The 17,459-nt window shown below is 70.5% G+C and carries 12 protein-coding genes and 2 pseudogenes; 7 read left to right on the plus strand and 7 right to left on the minus strand.

Going from position 1 to position 17,459, the window contains the following annotated elements; all coding sequences use genetic code 11:
- Positions 1-134: 134 nt before the first annotated feature.
- From L3Q67_RS03660 to L3Q67_RS03670, 3 genes are all read left to right on the plus strand, one after another.
- On the plus strand, positions 135-1,079 hold the full coding sequence (locus tag L3Q67_RS03660; protein ID WP_499188190.1) for a methionyl-tRNA formyltransferase: 945 nt from the start codon (positions 135-137) through the stop codon (positions 1,077-1,079).
- A 366-nt stretch (positions 1,080-1,445) separates the two neighbouring features.
- Positions 1,446-2,651 carry a glycosyltransferase gene (locus L3Q67_RS03665; protein ID WP_499188191.1) on the plus strand — a complete coding sequence of 402 codons (1,206 nt, stop codon included), beginning with the start codon at positions 1,446-1,448 and terminating at the stop codon, positions 2,649-2,651.
- Positions 2,652-2,883: 232 nt separating this feature from the next.
- Positions 2,884-3,297 (plus strand): cold-shock protein, encoded by a 414-nt coding sequence (locus L3Q67_RS03670; RefSeq protein WP_499188192.1) that lies wholly within the window; start codon positions 2,884-2,886, stop codon positions 3,295-3,297.
- Here L3Q67_RS03670 and L3Q67_RS03675 read toward each other — a convergent pair.
- A complete protein-coding gene (locus tag L3Q67_RS03675; RefSeq protein ID WP_499188193.1) occupies positions 3,294-4,805 on the minus strand; it encodes an alkaline phosphatase D family protein in 1,512 nt (503 codons plus the stop codon). The two genes, L3Q67_RS03670 and L3Q67_RS03675, sit on opposite strands and share 4 nt — an antisense overlap.
- A 26-nt stretch (positions 4,806-4,831) precedes the next feature.
- The gene (locus tag L3Q67_RS03680; RefSeq protein ID WP_499188194.1) at positions 4,832-5,494 is read right to left on the minus strand and encodes a hypothetical protein; all 663 of its coding nucleotides are present in this window, start codon (positions 5,492-5,494) and stop codon (positions 4,832-4,834) included.
- A 195-nt stretch (positions 5,495-5,689) separates the two neighbouring features.
- On the opposite strand from L3Q67_RS03680, the gene L3Q67_RS03685 reads away from it, so the two are divergent.
- The 3 genes and pseudogenes from L3Q67_RS03685 to L3Q67_RS03695 all read left to right on the plus strand — a co-directional run.
- Positions 5,690-8,638 carry an AfsR/SARP family transcriptional regulator gene (locus L3Q67_RS03685; protein ID WP_499188195.1) on the plus strand — a complete coding sequence of 983 codons (2,949 nt, stop codon included), beginning with the start codon at positions 5,690-5,692 and terminating at the stop codon, positions 8,636-8,638.
- Between the two features lie 73 nt (positions 8,639-8,711).
- Positions 8,712-9,365: pseudogene (locus L3Q67_RS03690) on the plus strand ([protein-PII] uridylyltransferase family protein); the annotation flags it as partial.
- Positions 9,362-9,592 (plus strand): annotated as a pseudogene (locus L3Q67_RS03695) (hypothetical protein); the annotation flags it as partial. The pseudogenes L3Q67_RS03690 and L3Q67_RS03695, both read left to right, overlap by 4 nt.
- Before the next feature lie 104 nt (positions 9,593-9,696).
- Here the strand turns inward: L3Q67_RS03695 and L3Q67_RS03700 are convergent.
- From L3Q67_RS03700 to L3Q67_RS03710, 3 genes are all read right to left on the minus strand, one after another.
- Entirely contained in the window at positions 9,697-11,166 is a 1,470-nt protein-coding gene (locus tag L3Q67_RS03700) for an alpha/beta hydrolase (protein ID WP_499188196.1), read from the minus strand.
- Positions 11,167-11,229: 63 nt separating this feature from the next.
- Entirely contained in the window at positions 11,230-13,089 is a 1,860-nt protein-coding gene (locus L3Q67_RS03705) for a sialidase family protein (RefSeq protein ID WP_499188197.1), read from the minus strand.
- A 7-nt stretch (positions 13,090-13,096) separates the two neighbouring features.
- On the minus strand, positions 13,097-13,999 hold the full coding sequence (locus L3Q67_RS03710; RefSeq protein WP_499188198.1) for a M23 family metallopeptidase: 903 nt from the start codon (positions 13,997-13,999) through the stop codon (positions 13,097-13,099).
- Positions 14,000-14,305: 306 nt separating this feature from the next.
- Between L3Q67_RS03710 and L3Q67_RS03715 the strand changes: the two genes are divergently transcribed.
- Positions 14,306-15,052: a FadR/GntR family transcriptional regulator gene (locus L3Q67_RS03715; protein WP_499188199.1), complete on the plus strand. Its 747-nt coding sequence runs from the start codon at positions 14,306-14,308 to the stop codon at positions 15,050-15,052.
- Here the strand turns inward: L3Q67_RS03715 and dprE2 are convergent.
- The gene (gene dprE2, locus L3Q67_RS03720) at positions 15,049-15,792 is read right to left on the minus strand and encodes a Rossmann-fold NAD(P)-binding domain-containing protein (RefSeq protein WP_499188200.1); all 744 of its coding nucleotides are present in this window, start codon (positions 15,790-15,792) and stop codon (positions 15,049-15,051) included. The two genes, L3Q67_RS03715 and dprE2, sit on opposite strands and share 4 nt — an antisense overlap.
- An 18-nt stretch (positions 15,793-15,810) precedes the next feature.
- The gene (locus L3Q67_RS03725; RefSeq protein WP_499188201.1) at positions 15,811-17,361 is read right to left on the minus strand and encodes an alpha/beta hydrolase; all 1,551 of its coding nucleotides are present in this window, start codon (positions 17,359-17,361) and stop codon (positions 15,811-15,813) included.
- Positions 17,362-17,459 lie beyond the last annotated feature (98 nt).

Genomic DNA, 17,459 nt, shown 5'->3' on the forward strand with positions numbered 1-17,459 from the left:
CCTAACCTAACTTAGGCGAGCCTCTACTAGTACGTTCGTGGGTGATGTACCTCTCCGCTCGACAAGCTTGCGGTTCTTAGGCGAGGCTTGCTTAACTGCCCCGGTTTGCGCCGCCGCCGACTTTGAGGAGCCTCATGCGTGTCGCGATGTTCGGGTACCAGACCTGGGGGCATCGCACCCTCGAAGCCCTGCTCAGCGGGGGGCACAAGGTGGTGCTGGTGGTCACGCACCCGAAGAGCGAGCACGCCTACGAAAAGATCTGGTCGGACTCGGTGGCCGACCTCGCCGAGGCGAACGGCATCCCCACGATCCTGCGCAACCGGCCGGACGACGAGGTCGTGCGCCGGCTGACCGAGGCCGCGCCGGACCTGATCGTGGCGAACAACTGGCGCACCTGGCTGCCGCCGGAGATCTACGACCTGCCTCGCCACGGCACGCTGAACGTGCACGACTCACTCCTGCCCGCGTACGCCGGGTTCTCACCGCTGATCTGGGCGCTGATCAACGGGGAACCGGAGGTCGGCGTGACCGCGCACATGATGGACGCGGACCTCGACGCCGGGGAGATCGTGCTGCAGCGGGCGATCCCGGTGGGGCCGAAGGACACCACGACCGACCTGTTCCACCGCACGGTGGACCTGATCGGGCCGATCGTCACCGACGCGCTGGAGCTGATCGCGAGCGGGACCGTGGAGCCGGTCAAGCAGGACCGGTCGAAGGCGAGCTTCTTCCACAAACGGTCCATCGAGGACAGCCGGATCGACTGGACCTGGCCGGCCGCGGACATCGAGCGGTTGATCCGCGCGCAGTCGGACCCGTACCCGAACGCGTTCACCTACCACCGGGGTTCGCGGCTGCGCATCGTGAAGGCTTCGGTCTCGGCGGGGCGGTACGGGGGCACGCCGGGGCGCATCTTCATCCCGGAGGGCGACGGCGTGGTGATCGTGGCCGGCGCCGACGCGCGGACCGGGCGGAACCACGGGCTGCTGATCGAGCGGGTGCGCACGGAGGACGACCGGGAACTCGCCGCCACGGACTACTTCCGGACGATGGGCGGATACCTGACCGGGACCCCGTGATCGCGAGTTGTACACAGGTGCGGGGTTGTCCCCAGGGCCCCTGTCGACCAGCCCGTTCGGGGGTGGGGGCGGGATAGGATGGTTGCAGGGGCCGCCCCCAGGGAGGGTGGGGGGCCGTCTGCTGCTGGATTTCCGCGGCTGAACAGTGCGTCGCGGTTGGCCCGGTTCACGGTTTCGTGGGCCGGGCCGTTTTGCTGCCCGGGGGTGGTGTTTGTCCAGAGTGGACTGAAGTTGAGGGGGCATTGCTCCCTGCCCCCTTCAACTTATAGCCGATACCGGGGCTTGCGGCAAGGCCGGGGTCGTCCCCCACAATGCTCGGTCTGAGGCCGGTACCAGGGGAAATGGAGCACCAAAGTGCGTGTCTTGATGACGACGTGGGGATCGCGCGGGGACGTCGAACCGTTGGTGGGGCTCGCGGTGGCGTTGCGCGGGCTCGGCGTGGAGGCGCGGGTTTCCGCGCCGCCGGATGAGGATTTCGTGCGGTTGCTGGGTCGGGCCGGGGTGCCGCACGTGCCGCTCGGGCCGACGGTGCGGTCGGTGGTCGCCAATCCGAAGCCGCCGACGGGGGAAGACGCGTTCCGGCTCGCGCCCGCGCTGGTCGCGGCGCGGTTCGAGACGCTGGGCGCGGCAGCCGGGGAAAGCGACGTGCTGCTGGCGACCGGCCTGATGCCGGCCGGGGCGCGCGATGTGGCCGAGCACCAGGGCATTCCGTACGTGTACTCGTGCTTCCACACCTACGGGCTGCCGTCGCGGCACTTCGCACCGGGGATGCGGCCGGGCACGGCGGACGCGCCGGAGGCGACCGACAACCGGGCGCAGTGGGAGCAGGACGCCCAGCGGGTTAACGCGTTGTACGGCGAGGCGGTCGCCCGTCATCGCGAAGCGCTCGGCCTGCCGCCGGTGGACAACGTCCGCGACTACGTCTTCACCGAGCAGCCGTGGCTGGCGGCGGATCCGGTGCTGTGCCCGTCGGACGGCTTGACCGACTACGACCTCGTGCAGACCGGCGCGTGGATCCTGCCCGACGACCGCCCGCTGCCCGGCGACCTCGAAGCGTTCCTCGGCGCCGGTCCACCGCCGGTGTACGTGGGCTTCGGCAGCATGGCCGCGCACGCCCCGAAGGACGCCGCCCGCGTGGCCATCGAGTCGGCCCGCGCGCACGGCCGGCGGCTCGTCCTCGCCAGCGGCTGGGCCGGATTGGCCGCGGTCGACGAGGCCGACGACTGCTTCGTCGTCGGTGAGGTCAACCAGCAGGCGTTGTTCCGCAGGGTGGCCGCGGTCGTGCACCACGGCGGCGCGGGCACCACGACGACGGCCTCGCGGGCGGGCGCGCCGCAGGTGGTGGTCCCCCAGATCGCGGACCAGCCGTTGCTGGCCGCCCGGGTGGCCGAACTGGGCATCGGCGTGGCACACGACGGCCGCACGCCGACCACCGAGTCACTGACCGACGCGTTCACCACGGTCCTGGACCCGGAAGTCCAGGCGCGGGCCAAGGCCGTGAGCGAGACGATCCGGACCGACGGCGCGATGGTGGCCGCGAAGCGGCTCGTCGACGTGGTCAAGGGCGCGTGACCCACCGGGCCGCGATCCTCAGTGCACGGCCGGTGAAACTTCCGAATAATAGGGAACTCGGCACTCCGAAGCGGAATGTTCCGGTTTGCATGTTGCATATTTCTTCGGGTCATTGACGGCCCATTACCCGACCGGGTCGCGGGGATGCCGCCGTGCTCCGGCGGCGGTATGCTCCCCCGCGTTCTCGGGATGGGAACAGGGCATACCGGTGCATGGGGTTGAGGTGGTCTGGGTGACTTCAGGGAAGATCCTGCGGTTCGACGAGGTGCGGGGATACGGCTTCATCGCGCCGGACGAGGGCGGCGAAGACGTATTCATGCACGCCAATGATCTGCGCGACGAAAAACATCTGTTCCAGCCGGGAATGACGGTGACCTTCGACGTGGAGGACGGGGGCCGCGGACTCAAGGCCTCCAACGTCCACCTCGCCGATCGCGACGCCGCCACGGCCGCGGCCCACCAGCCCGCCCGCACCACGCGCGTGGTCGAGGACGGGCTGGCGGATCTGCTCTCGCAGAGCGAGTTCCGCCAGGAACTCACCGAGGCCATGCTGGAGTCCGCGCCCACCCTCACCGGCTCCCAGATCGTGTTGTTGCGCCGGAAGATCGTGCAGCTCGCCCAGTCGCACAACTGGGTGGAACATTAGAGCCGCTGCAGCCCCCGGCTCCCGGCCTGCACCACATAGCTGCGGTCCGCGGTGATCTGCACCTTCGCCGGGTCCAGTTCGAGCGCGCTGGACACCCGCATGAAGTCGGCTCGCGTCTGCGCGGGCGTGGTGGTCACCCGTACGTAGCCCCGCTCGCCGAGGCAGTACTTGACGTGCGGGTTGTGCGAGAGCCACGCCGAGCTCGGCGGCGCGGAGCCGACGATCGGGTCGCTGTGGTCGAAGTAGTCCTGCCGCAGGTCCGCCGCCCAGTGCCGGTGCACGTCGCCGGTCAGCACGATCGGGTTGGGCACCCCGCGGTCCACCCAGCCCTTCGTGATCCGGTCGCGCGAACCCTCGTAGCCGTTCCACGAGTCGGGTGATTCGCAGGTGTCCTTCTTGCCGTCGCCGTCACGCTGCGCGAAGAACACCTGCTGTCCCAGGAAGTCCCACGTGGCCGGGTGCGTCTCGAGGGCCTTCAGCAGCCACTGCTCCTGCGCGGTCCCGGTGAGCGTGCGCTTCGGGTCGCGCATCGTGGCGCAGCCCTGCGCGCTGGTGGCCTGCACGCTGCGGTGCTGCCGCGTGTCCATCAGGTGGAAGCGCGCCAGGTTGCCCCACCCGAACTGGCGGTACAGCTGGATCGACGACCCGCTCGGTTTCGCGGTCGACCGGATCGGCATGTTCTCGTAGAACGCCTGGAACGCGGCGGCCTTGCGGGCCGCGGTGGCCGGGGCGGTGCTGGAGTTCCAGTTGTTCATCACTTCGTGGTCGTCGAAGACCAGCATCCACGGCGCCGCCGCGTGCGCGGCCTGCAGGTACTGGTCGGTCTTGTGCTGGGCGTGCCGCGCCCGGTAGTGCCCGAGCGAGGTGGTCTCGGCGCTGAGCGCCATCGCGCGCACCCGCGGCACGGCGGCGTTCGTCGACGGCTTCTCGTACATGTAGTCGCCGAGGAACAGCACCAGGTCCGGGTTGTCGGCGGCGATGCCGCGGTGCGCGTGGTACCAGCCCTCCTCCCAGTGCTGGCACGACGCCAGGCAGTACTTCAGCTGGTTGACCGCGGCACCGGCGGCGGGCGCGGTCCGGGTCCGGCCGACCGGCGAGAGGAAGCCCGCGGTCTTGAAGCGGTAGAAGTAGCCGCGTGCCGGGTCGAGCCCCTTCGGTTCGACGTGCACGCTGTGCCCGACCGCCCGGCTGGTGGCCACGGTGCCCTTCTGCACCACCGAGCCGAACGCCTGGTCGGTGGCGATTTCCCAGTCCACGTTGTACGCCGCGTCCGGCATCCCGCCGAAACCGTCCTGGCTCAGCGGGGCCGGCGCGAGTCTGGTCCAGAGCACCACGCTGTCGGGCAGTGGATCACCCGAAGCCACGCCGAGCTGGAACGGGTCGCGGATGGCCGGGGCGGCGATCCGCGTCCGGGTGTTCGCCCACGAGGGCACCGACGCGGCGGTGACCAGCCCGCCCGCCGCGGCCAGTCCGCCGAGCAGCACGAGCCGCCGATTCACCTGGGTCATGACAAGGTCCTCCCTATCGGGTCGCCTCACGAGGCGAAGTCGGTGATGCCGTCGCTGCAGGTTTCGAGCACGGGGCTGGTCGCCGAGTAGTTCGCGACGCAGGTCTTGTAGTGCACCCAGCCGCCGTCCGGCACGCTGACCACCTTGTCCACCTGCGTGCCGTTGCCGTTCGAGTTCCAGGCGTAGAGCGGCCCGATCCCGCCCTTGAGCCAGTACGCGACCACCGCGGACTTGCCGTCGGCGTCGCGGTCCCACACCGAGAAACGGGCGTCCGATGAGCGGAAGAGGCCTTCAGCCGCGCAGGCGCCGGTCGAGCATTCGGCGCTGCCGCTGCCGACCCCGCAGTCGGGGGCGATCCGGCCGTCCGAGCCGGTTTTCACGTAGGTGTCGGAGAGGTAGCCACCGAGTGCGGGGATGTAGTCCCACAGCGTCGAGGTCCCGAGCGGTCCGGTGACCGAAGGGCCGGTGGTCTGGCAGTCGATGCTGACCGCGGCGCCGTTGGCCACGGTGCGGACCACGGTCGCGGCGGTGGTCGGCGCCCGGCGGACGTTGAGCGGATCGCCGGCCGTCTGCACGGTGCCGGGCGCGGCCGCCAGCGCCGGAGCCGCGTTGACCAGCGACAACGCCGTGGCGGCGGTGAGCACGGCCACCGCCGCGGCGGCCGATCTGCGGATCGAAGAGGGCATCATCGGCTCAGCGTGCGAGCAACTGGTACACAATGCGTACAAACCCGTGCCCGCTACGCTGTATAGCCTGCTCGGGGGATGACCAGCGGGCCCCCGGACTACTCCGGGCGCCGGTGTAAATACCCACAAATGGCACTAGTCAACAGATCACGGACCCCCATACGATCCGGTTTGTTCTACTCCAGGCGGGCGGTGCTGTTGACTGCGATCTCGTTTCGCGTACTGGGGCCGCTCGAGGTCATCGTGTCCGGCCGGGTGCTGCCGTTGGGTGGGCCCAAGCCGCGATTGCTGCTGGCCACGCTGCTGCTCCAGCCGAATGTGGCGGTCTCCGCGGACACGCTGATCGACGTGCTGTGGCCGGAAAAGGCACCTCGGTCCGCGGCCGCGAACATCCGCACCTACGTGCACGCCCTGCGCCGGCGGCTGGCCGAAGGTTCGGCCGATGTCGCCGAACGCATCCAGAGCCGGTCCGCCGGTTACACCCTCACCGCCGACGCGGACGAATTGGACGCCACCCGGTTCCAGGAACTGGCCGCCCGCGCGCAGAAACTGGAGCCCGCGAAGGCGCTGGCGCTGCTGACCGAGGCCGATTCGCTCTGGCGCGGCGAGGTGCTCGAGGACCTGCCGCACAGCCACACCTGGGGCTCCACCGTGGCGCGGCTCAACGAACTCCGGCTGTCCACGCAGGAACAGCGCCTGAAGACCCGGGTCGAACTGGGCCACCACACCGACGCCATCGTCGAACTGCGCGGCCTGCTCGCCGACCACCCGCTGCGCGAGGAACTGTGGGAGCAGTTGATCATCGCGCTCGACGCCGACGGGCGGAACGCCGAGGCGCTGCGGGCCTACGCCCAGGTCGAGCAGGTGCTGCTGGACGAGCTGGACACCGAGCCGGGACCCCGGTTGCAGGGCCTGCACACCCGGCTCCTCGCGGCGAACCGGCACAACGGGTCGAGACCCGTGGCGCCCGGACCGAGTCCCTTCCCGATCTGCCAGCTGCCGCTGGACCTGCCCGACTTCACCGGGCGCGCCGAGGTGGTCGGTGATCTGGTCGTCCTGCTGCGGCAACAGCGGGCCAGCGGCTCGCCCGCGGTCGTCGTGCTCTCGGGTGCGCCGGGCGTCGGCAAGTCGTCCATCGCCGTGCGGGTGGCCCACGAACTCCGCGCCGAGTTCCCCGACGGGCAGTTGCACCTCAACCTCGGCGGCACTTCGCCGTCCCCGCGCACCCCGATGGAGGTGCTGCCGGAGATCCTGCGCGCGCTGGGCGTCCCGGACCCGGCCATGCCGCGCACGCTGGCGGAACGTTCGGCGTTGCTGCGTTCGCGCTTGTCCCGGCGGCGCATGTGCCTGGTGCTCGACGACGTCGGCAGCGCCGCGCAGATCCGGCCGCTGCTGCCCGGAGCCGGGGCGTGCGCGGTGCTGATCACCAGCCGCACCCGGCTGCCGGACCTCGCGGGCGCGCGGCCGATCGACGTCGAGGTGCTGCCCGACGAGGACGCCATCCGGCTGCTCGCCGGCATCATCGGCAACGACCGCGTGCGGGACGAGCCGGACAGCGCCGCCGCGATCCTCAAGGCGTGCGGGTACCTGCCGCTGGCGATCCGGATCGTCGGCGCGAAGCTGACCCACCGGCCGTCGTGGACGCTGCGGATGCTCGCCGACCGGCTGCGCAACGAACGGCGAAGGCTCGACGAGCTGCAGGTGGGCGATCTGGCCGTGCACGCCAGCGTGACCTTGAGCTACGACATGCTGCCCCGGGGCGCGGCGCAGGCGTTCCGCGGCCTCGGCCTGCTCGGTCCCGTCCAGTTCCCCACCTGGGCGGTGGCCGCGGTGCTCGACCGCGAAGAGGCCGACGGCGTGCTCGACGTGCTGGTCGACGCGCACCTGGTGGAACTGGTCAGCTCCGACGCCAACGGCCAGCCGCACTACCGCCTGCACGACCTGCTCCGGGTGTACGCGGCCAGGCAGGGCGAGGTCGACGACAGCGAGGACGACCGCCGGGCCGTGCTCCGGCGGGTGCTGGAGGGCTACCTCTGCCTGGCGACCAGCGCGGTCGCGCGGATGCCGCTGCACTTCTTCGGGCAGCACACGGTCGGCGGTCCCGATGGCTGGCACGTGCCGGACGCCGACGAGGTCGTCGGTGACCCGCTCGCCTGGTTCGACTCCGAGCGGCGCACGGGGGTGGCGGCGGTGGCGCTGGCCGCCCAGTGGGGGCTGGACGACCTGGCCTGGCGCCTGACCGCGGCGTTCACCCCGTACTTCGACCTGCGCGGACACCAGGCCGACTGGCAGCACACGCACGCCATCGCGCTGGCCGCCGCTCGGCGCACCGGCGACCTGCGCGGGCAGGCCATCGTGCAGCGCAACCTCGGGCAGATCCACCTGTACCAGGACGCCTACTCCGACGCGGTCACCGGTTTCCAGGAGTCGTACCGCCTCTTCCAGCAGGTCCCCGACGACCGCGGGGCGGCCATCGCGCTGGCCGGGCTGGGCAGCGCGCTGCGCATCAGCGGACGCCGCGAGCAGGCACTGGATCCCAGCCTCGAAGCGCTGCACCTGTTCCAGCGCGCCGGTGACCCGCACGGCGAGGCGGTCGCGAAGATCGCGATCGGGGCGTGCTGGCTGGCGGTGGACGCCTTCGACGAGGCCGAACGCTGGTTCGTCGAGGCGTACGACCTGTGCGCGCTCATCGGCGACCGGCACCGCGAAGCACACGCGCTCAAGCGCATCGCGATGCTGCACCAGCGCCGCGGCCACCTCACCGAGGCACGCGAGCAGGTGAGCCGGGCGATCGCGATCTTCGAAGAACTCGGCGACGACCACTGCGTCGGCTACGCGAACCAGAACCTCGGCGAACTCTGCCTGCAGAGCGGCGACCTGGCCTACGCGCAACTGCTGCTGGTGAACTCGTTCAGCGTGCACCGCCGCAACGGGGACCGGCGGTCCGAGGCGGAGGTCACCGACCTGCTCGGCCGCCTGCACCAGGCGCTCGGGCAGCCGGAACGCTCCCGCGGGTACTTCGAGCGCTCGCTGTGCATCTGGCGGGAGCTGGCTGCCGACAACGAGGCCGCCGCCGTCGCCGCGCGGATGAACGGCCTGCCGCGACTGGCCGCGCCGCGCAAGCGCAGGCACATCGCCTCCGCGTGAGATTTTTGTTTGTATCGATCGTGTACGAGCCTTCCGCAGACTTCGGCCGACCGATTTCCCCACCTGGTGGAAGGTCATCGCGATGGGCAAGTGCGGTGGCCGGGAACTCAACTACGTCAGCGACGTCGACGTGGTCTTCGTCGGTGACGGCGACCTCCAGGTCGCCACCCGCATCGCCAGCAAGATAATGGGCGTCGTCGGCAAGGCCTGCTTCGAGGTCGACGCCGCCCTGCGCCCGGAAGGCAAGGCGGGCGCGCTCGTCCGCACCCTCGAGGGGCACGACGCCTACTACAAGAAGTGGGCGCGGACCTGGGAGTTCCAGGCGTTGCTCAAGGCTCGGCCGGTCGCCGGTGACGAGGAGCTCGGCGGGCAGTACTGCGAGCTGATCGCGCCGATGGTGTGGGCCGCAGCGGAACGGGAGAACTTCGTCGGCGACGTGCAGCGCATGCGCCGCCGGGTCGAAGGACATGTCCCTTCCGAACTGGTCGAGCGCGAGCTGAAACTCGGCCGCGGCGGTCTCCGCGACGTGGAGTTCGCCGTGCAACTGCTGCAACTCGTCCACGGCCGGGTCGATCCCGACCTGCGCTCGTCGTCCACTTTGGAGGCTCTGGCCGCGCTCGGCGAGAGCGGGTACGTCGGCCGGGCGGACGCGGCCGAGCTGGAGGGCTCGTACGAGTTCCTGCGGTCCATCGAGCACCGGCTGCAGCTGCGGCGGTTGCGCCGGACGCGGCGATCAAGGGGCTCGCGGCGAACAACGCCAAGGTGCTCATCGAGTGCTACGTGGAAGGCGAGACGGTCACCGGGACCTACGGCACCAGCAACATCTGGAACCGCATCGGCACCGGCCACTACATCTCCGACACCTACGTCTACACCGGCTCCGACGCCCCCATCGCCCCTGAATGTGCTGAATTTTCTGCCACGCCTCCGGCGTGGCGGCTAGGTCGCTTCTGAGCCGATCACTGGGCCGAGGTACACCAGGCCGCTGGGGCGACCTGGCGCACCTCAACCCAGTGATCGGCGCGACCTAGCGGGCGGGGCAGGTTCTCACGGGCGAATCAATGCGTGGGGCGGGTTTCGGGGCTGTCCGAGGTGGTGGGGGGCTCCGGGGACTTCGGCCAGATGGCGGCGCAGCGCGTGCCGGGGGCCGGGGTCTTCAGGGCCACCAGGTAGGTCTCCACCTGTTCGCGGACGCAGGTGCTCCGCCCGAACTGCCCGTGCCCGATGCCGTCGTACTCCAGCAGCGCCGCGTTCCGCAGCTGGCGTGCGACCTCGTAGTTCCACGCCCGCGGCGTGGCCACGTCGTACTTCGCCTTGGTGATCAGGATCTTCGGGGCGTCACGCACGTTCAGGCGGTGCTGCGGGTTGCGCACCTGCGACGGCCAGCCGAGGCAGCTGGTCACGTCGCTCCAGAACGGTGAGATCCGCGTGTACGGCGCGACTTTGGCCGCGCGTTCGGCGTAACGGGCCAGTTCCCCGACCCCGCGGACGTCCCATTTCCAGTCCTGGCACCAGATCGCCTGGTAGGAGTTCTGCCCGGTCTCGCCCTTCGGCTCACCCGGCGCGGCGGGCGTCTCGACGCCTTCGGCGAGTTCGCGCAGCCTCGTGGCGAGCGGGAACCACTGCTTTTCCGGCGAGTACATGCCGTTCATCAGCTCACCGCGCAGCTGTTCCGCGCTCACCGGCAGCTGCCCGGCCTCGGCCTTGGCGTGCAGCTCGGTCCACACCTTGCGCACGTTCCCGTCCCGCAGCGCGCAGTCCGGCGTCCTGGCGCACCAGTCGGCGAAGGCGAGGAACGAGCCTTCGAGGTCGGCGCTCGCGGTCTCGATGTACTTCGCGCCCGAGGTGATGCTGTGATCCATGTTCGAGTCGATGGTCATCGCGCGCACGCGGTCGCCGAACAACTCGGCGTACTGCTGACCGACCTGCGTGCCGTAGGAAGCGCCGTAGAAACTGAGCTTCTCCTCGCCGAGCGCGGCGCGGATGGCGTCGATGTCGCGGACCACGCTCTCGGTGTCCACGTGGTCGAAGACCGCGCCGGTCAGCTCACGGCAGTCCTCACCGAGGCGGCGGTTGTAGTCGAGCAGCTGCTCGTACTCCGCCTGGGTCTCCGGGTAGTCCGCCGGTCGCTGGTCGAGCAGCGCCTGCGTGCACCGGACCTCGTTGCTGCGCTTCACCCCGCGCTGGTCGAAGGTGACGATGTCGAAGCGGTCGCGCAGCACGCTGTCCTCGGGGATACCGGGGTTCAGCGTGTACCGGTCGATGCCGGACGAACCGGGCCCGCCGGGCGCGACGAAGAGCACGCCGACGCGCTTGGCCTGGTCCCGCGCGGGCAGCCTGCCGATCGCCAGCTGGAAACTGCCCTCCGCCGGATCGGCCCAGTCGATCGGCACCTCGATGGCGGCGCACTCACCGGTCAGCGTGCCGCACGTCTCCCATTCGACCGGCGGCGCCGCGGTGGCGACCCCCGCCAGCGGCAGGAGCGCGAGCACCGCGGCGACCACGCCGAGTTTGCCTGAACTACGCAAAGTTCCTCCCAGACGGCGCTTTTCGTGAGCACCGTGAACGTCTGGGACGAGCTTATCGTTGGCTCACCGGGAGACTTCAAGCGGTAAATGCAGCCGCAGACCCGACGAGGTGCCGGATCCCGTTGCCAGCGCGGCGATTTCCGCGGTCGTCAGCGCACGGCCGTACAGCCGGATTTCGTCGAGTGAGCCCTGCAACCGGAACTGGCCGTCGAGCCGCTGCCCGAGGTGGATCGCGAACGGCCGCCCCGGGCTCACCGAGCCGGTCAGCCCCGAAGCCGAGGCCGCGAGTTTGCCGTCCAGGTACAGCGAAGCCGTGCCGCCGGACCGCGTCAGCGCGAAGTGGTGCCACTTCCTGTCGTTCAGCGCGGCGGGCGCGTCCACGGTGACGTGCCCGGTCGGCCCGTTCTCCAGGTGCGCGCGGATCCGGCCGTTGCCCGGCTCGGCACGCAACCAGACCTGCGAGAAGTCCTCGCCGAGGTTATAGGCCCACAACAGGGATTGGCTCGCGGTCGAAGCGCCGTAGTTGAACCAGCCGGACCAGGTGAAGTCACCGCCACCGGTCGCCAGCGCCTCGGAGAACGGCAGTTGCAGGTAGTCGTCCTTGCCGTCGAGGGCCAGCGCCTTGCCGAAGCGCCCGGCGCCCAGCGTCGCGCCCCCGCGCAGGTAGGCGTGGTGGGCACCGGCGGAATCCGGGGTCACCGGCAGTCCCGCGGTGTTGCCGTCCGGCAGGCCGAGCGCCGACTCCGACAACGCGGCCCAGCGGATGGAGGCGTTGGCGTGGAACTCGGGCCCGGCCTCGAACAGCAGGCCGACGCTCGTCGCGCTCAACGGCACCAGGTCCGAGTAGGCCGCGTCCTGACCCCAGACGAGCACGCCGGGTGACTGCCAGTTCACGCCCTCGTCGTAGGACGACCGGACCCGCAGCTCCTTGCGTCTGTCGCATGTGGACGGAGCAGCGAACAGCACGCGGTTGTACAGCGAGCCTTGGTCGACCGCACGCAGCCGGACCGTGGAACCCTGCACGGTCGGGGTGACCAGGTCCGGTACGAAGGCGAACTTCTTCGAGAAGGTGACACCGCCGTCCGAGCTGATCGCGAACGCGCGGTTGTCCCTGCCCTGGTTGACGCACTTGGTCCCGGAGCTGTTCCAGTCGTTGCGCGCGGCGGCGTGGACGCGGCCGTCGGTCAGCTCGACCGGGCTGATCTCCTGCGGCTTCAACCCCGCCGCCGGGGTGTCCACCGCACCCCGTTTCCAGGTGGCGCCCTGGTCGTCGCTGTAGATCAGCGCGCCCGAATGCGCGGAACCGATCGAGTAGTTCAGCCCCGCGACCAGCCGGCCCTCGTGCTCCCCCCGGGTGAGCACGATGCCGTGCGAAGGTCCGGTCGCCAGCCACGGCGGTGGCGAGCCGAACCCGAGTTCCCGCGTGATCTCGCGTGGCGCCGACCAGGTGACGCCGTGGTCGTCGCTGATCGACACCCTGGGCTTGCGCCCGCAGGCCGGTGGCTTCACGCACTCGTAGGTGGACAGCAGCACGATCCGGCTGGTGCCGGGCACCGCGATCGGCACCGGGTTGCCCTTGGTGTCACCGAAACCCTCGATGACCACCTTCAGCGGTCCCCACGACTTCCCGCCGTCGGCCGACCGCTTGTACACCAGATCGATGTCCCCCGCGTCGGCGCAGAACTCCGCGCCGCCGTTGCGCCCTTCGGCGAAGGCGAGCAGGTCACCGTTGCCCGCTCGCACCACCGCCGGGATGCGGAAGCAGTCGTAGCCCTCCGACCGCTCCTGGTACACCGGCGTGCTGGCCACCTCGGCGTCCGCCGAAGCGGTGCTCGCCGGGGTGGCCACCAGCGAGCCCATGATGAGCGCCGGCAACAACGTCAGCTCGGTCAGCAACGCCGGCCGGCCCTTCTTCACCACCATCGGACGCTCATGCCCCGCAGTGTTCGAACGGGCTCTCGTAGGACGACGCCCCGGCCGATCCGCCCCACTTCACGCACTTCGCCGGCGCCGAAGCGGTGACCGGTCCGGCGTAGTACTCGAAACTGCCGCTGTCGGACTTGCGTGCCGACCCTTCGACCTCGAGGAAGGCGGAGAGGGCGCTCGCGGTGCCGACGCTGGTCTTCTTGATCGTGGTGACGCAGTTCGAGGAGCCGTTGTAGAGCAGGTAGGCGGTGCCCGCGGTGCCCAGCGCCTGCTCGTCGATCACCTTGTAGCCCGCGCCGCAGACTTCGGCGGGCTCGTACGGGTTCGGGTTGCCGCCGCCGCTGCAGGTGTTCTTCGAGGTCAGGGTCTGGTTCGGGTAGCCGAAGGCGACGCCGTTGAAGTAGGCCTTCTTGATGTTCGACGGATAGGTGCTGTCGGTGGTGCGGACCTCGTAGTGCAGGTGGGGGCTGATGTTGTTGCCCGGCTTGCTGCTGTTGCCCAGCGTGCCGATCTTCTGGCCTTGGGCGACCTGCGCGCCGGCGTTGACCGAGCGGTTCTGCAGGTGCGCGTAGTAGGTGGACCAGCCGCCGCCGTGGTCGATCTTGATCAGGTTGCCGTAGCCGTTGGCCGAGCCCTGGTGCGCGGAGGTGACCACCTTGCCCGCGGCGGCGGCCACGATGGTGTCACCGAGGTCGGCGCCTGCCGTGCTGCCGCGGTTGAAGTCGATTTCGTAGGCGCGGTGGGCGCTGGAGTTGTCGTTGTCGCCGTTCCAGGCCTGGTTGCACGGGAAGGGCAGCTGGAAGTTCGGCTGCGGTCCGGCGGCCGCCGCGGGTGAGGCGGTGGCGACCACGCCCGCCAGGCCGACCAGCAGTCCGAATCCGGCGGCGAGCACGCGTCTGACTCTCATCGAGGGTCCCTTCTCCTGCGCGACTACCTGCGGGCTGAAGCATCGTGATGCCGCGCATAAAATGCGTACAAGCCCCAGACCTGGGACAATCCCGCGCCGCGCCCTCGCCGAGCCCCAGCCGCCGCTCCGACCCGGCCCCGGCCCCGTTCTCGGCCGAACGCTATGAATGCGGCATTACTTGCATTGAACGCAAGTAATGCCCCACTCATAGCGTTCAAGGGGTCTCGGGGGCTGCTGTTCGGGGCGCCCAAGGTTCCTCTAAGCCCGGCTGGCTACCTTCGGCTCGCCGGGAAGGAGGACGGGTGGGTGAGCACCAAAGGCTTGACCGGGGCACCGCGGCAGGTGATCTTCGGACCGCTGCGCGAAGGCGGCCGGGTGGCCGTGGTGGCCCGGCGGATCAGCCAGGCGATCGGGCTCGGCCTGATCACCGACGGCGAGCAGTTGCCCAGCGAATCGGCGCTGGCCGACTCGCTGAAGGTGTCCACGGTGACGCTGCGCGAGGCGCTGTCGTCACTGCGCGAGCAGGGGCTGCTGGAAACCCGGCGCGGGCGTGGCGGCGGCAGTTTCGTGCGCACGCCGACCGAGCCGTCGGCGGCGCGGATGCGGAGTCTGCTGGGTGAGCTGTGCCCGCACGAGCTGCGGGAGATCGGTGACCACCACGTGGCGGTGTCGGGCGCGGCGGCCAAGCTGGCCGCGGAACGCGCGGGGGCCGAGCAGCTCGCGGTGCTCGGCAAGCTGATCGGGCACCTGGCCGCGGCGAGGACCATCGGTGAACGGCGGCGGGCGGACGCCCGGTTCCACGTCGGCATCGCGGCGGCGGCGCGGTCGAACCGGCTCACGCGCGACGAGATCACGCTGCAGGGCGAGGTCGGCGAACTGCTGTGGCTGCCGTCGGGTGGCGACTGCCCGGACCTCGGCTCGGCGGTCGAACAGCACAGCGACATCCTCGTCGCCATCGAGAGCGGCGCCGGGCACCTGGCCCGCTCACGGGCCGAAGCCCACGTCGACCTGGGCATCACGCGGCTGATCGACCTGCGCCGCCGCCTGACCTAACGGGGCAGGCGCCGCCAGATCGCCCGCGGCAGGTGACGCATGACCGCGAACACCGGCCGCAGCACGCCGGGCACCCACACCTCACCGCGGCCCTTGCGCAACGCCTTGACCGTGGCGTCGGCGACCTGGTCCGGGGTGCTGGAGAACGGTGCCGGGTCCATGCCCTCGGTCATCCTGCCGACCACGAAACCGGGCCGGACCAGCAGCAACCGGACACCGCTGCCGGTCAGCGCGTCGGCGAGGCCGCTGGCGAACCCGTCCAGCCCGGCCTTCGCCGACCCGTACACGTAGTTCGCCCGGCGCACGCGCACCCCGGCCACCGACGAGAAGACCACCATGCTGCCGCCGCGCTGCGCCCGCAGCACGTTCGCCAGCTCGGTCAGGATCGAGACGTGGGCGACGTAATCGGTGTGCACCACGGCGAGCGCGTGCTCGGCGTGTGCCTCCGCGCGCTGCTGGTCCCCGAGGATGCCGAACGCGGTGACCACGACCGCCAGTTCGCCGTGCCGCTCCACGATGCCGTCGAGCACCTCGCGGTGCCGGGACACGTCGTCGGCGTCGAACTCGACGCGGTCCACCGTGGTGGCACCCGCGCGACGCAGCGCGGCCTCCTGTTCGTCGAGGTCCGCACTGCGCCGCGCGGCCAGGACCACCGTGCGGGCACCGCCCGCGACCAGCCGTTCGGCGACCGCGACACCGATTTCACTGCGGCCGCCGAGGACCACCACCGTTCCGCTCACGCGGAGCAGTGTGCCGGATCAGGCGACGGCGGCCACGGGCGCGGTGCTCAGCGCGCTGGTGCCGGTCGGCACCGGGAGCTTGTGCCCGGGGACGCTGGTGTCGCCGCCCGGCAGGACGCCGCGCACCAGGTAGTCCGCGCCGATCCGCTGCGCGTCCGGGTTGGTCACCGCGATCGGGTTGGCGAACACGCAGTGCTTGCCCGAGTCGCGTTCGGTGACCAGCACCGAGCCCGGCAGGGCCTGGTGCATCTTCAGCGCGCCGGCGTACGGCGTGGCCGGGTCCTTCTCGGTCTGGAACAGCAGCGCCTTCGGCAGCCCGTTGCCGGTGATCTTCACCCGCTGCTCGGCGGGCGCGGGCCAGGTGCGGCACGCGGCGCTCGACCACAGGTTGGACCAGGCGAACTGCGAGGTCTTGGCGACCTTGGCCGCGTCGGCCTCCCACACCGCGGGGTCGGCGGGCCACGGCGCATCGAGGCAGGTGACCGCGTTGAAGATGGCCGTGGCCTGCTCACCGGCCTCGGACGGCACCGGGGAGGCCCAGTCGAGCAGCCCCTGGTCGTCACCGTCGTTGACGTAGTCGCTCAGCGCGTGCGCGAGCCCTTCCCAGCCGCTCTCGGCGTACATCGTGCCGAAGACCGCGCCCAGCAGTTCGTACGCGCCGACCGGCCCGTGCGGGGTGGCGCGGAAGTCGGCCAGCGTCTTGTTCCACGCCGCGCGCGTCTGCTCGACCGAACCGCCGAGCCCGAACACCGAGTCGTACTGCGCGATCCACGCCAGCCAGTCCTCGACCCGCTGCTGGACGGCGGGTGACTGCGAGAAGCCCGCCTGGTACCACATCTGCTCCGGTTCCGGGTTCACCAGCCCGTCGAGCACGATCCGGTCGGTGCGGCCGGGGAACAGCTCGCCGTACACCGGGCCGAGGTAGGAACCGTAGGAGAAACCGAGGAACGAGAGCTTGTCCTCGCCCAGCCCGGCCCGCACGCGATCCATGTCCCTGGCCACGTTCTTGGTGCCCAGGTGCGGCAGCACGGTTTTGAGCTCGGCGCCGCACGCCTCGGCGTACCCGCCCCACACCTTCCAGTACTCCGCGCGCGAGGCCGGTGCGTCCGGGTCGGGCTGCGGTGCCTGGAAGTAGTCCGGTTCCACGCAGCTGATCGGCGAACTGTGCTCGACCCCGCGCGGGTCCATGCCGATCAGGTCGTAGGCGTCGAGCACGTCCTTCGGCAGGCGCGTGGTCCCCGTGGCGTCCGCTTTGGACAGACGGCCGACGTACTCCGCCGCGCCACCGCCGGGACCGCCGGGGTTGACGAACAGCGATCCGCGCTTCTTGTCCGGGTTCTTCGACGGGATCTTCGAGACCAGCAGGGAGATCTGCCGGCCGAACGGCTTGGTGTAGTCCAGTGGCACCTGCACCGTGGTGCAGGTCATCTCCGGGTAGACCCCGGCCAGGTCCTCGGGGCAGGCGCCGAACGACAGGCCCGCCTGCCGCGCCCCGGCGGGCGCCGCCGTTCCGGCGACGACCCCCAGTGCCACGGCCACCGTCATGCCGACGGTGAGCAACTTTCTCATCGAACCCCCAAAATTCCGGCAGAACAGCCGGATGCTAGCGAGCCGGAAGGCCCACGACGGGGGTTTAACGGAGAAGTGAAGAGACAAACGGCCAGGTG

Source organism: Saccharothrix sp. AJ9571 (assembly GCF_021725495.1).
GTDB classification, from domain to species: Bacteria; Actinomycetota; Actinomycetes; order Mycobacteriales; family Pseudonocardiaceae; genus Amycolatopsis; species Amycolatopsis magusensis.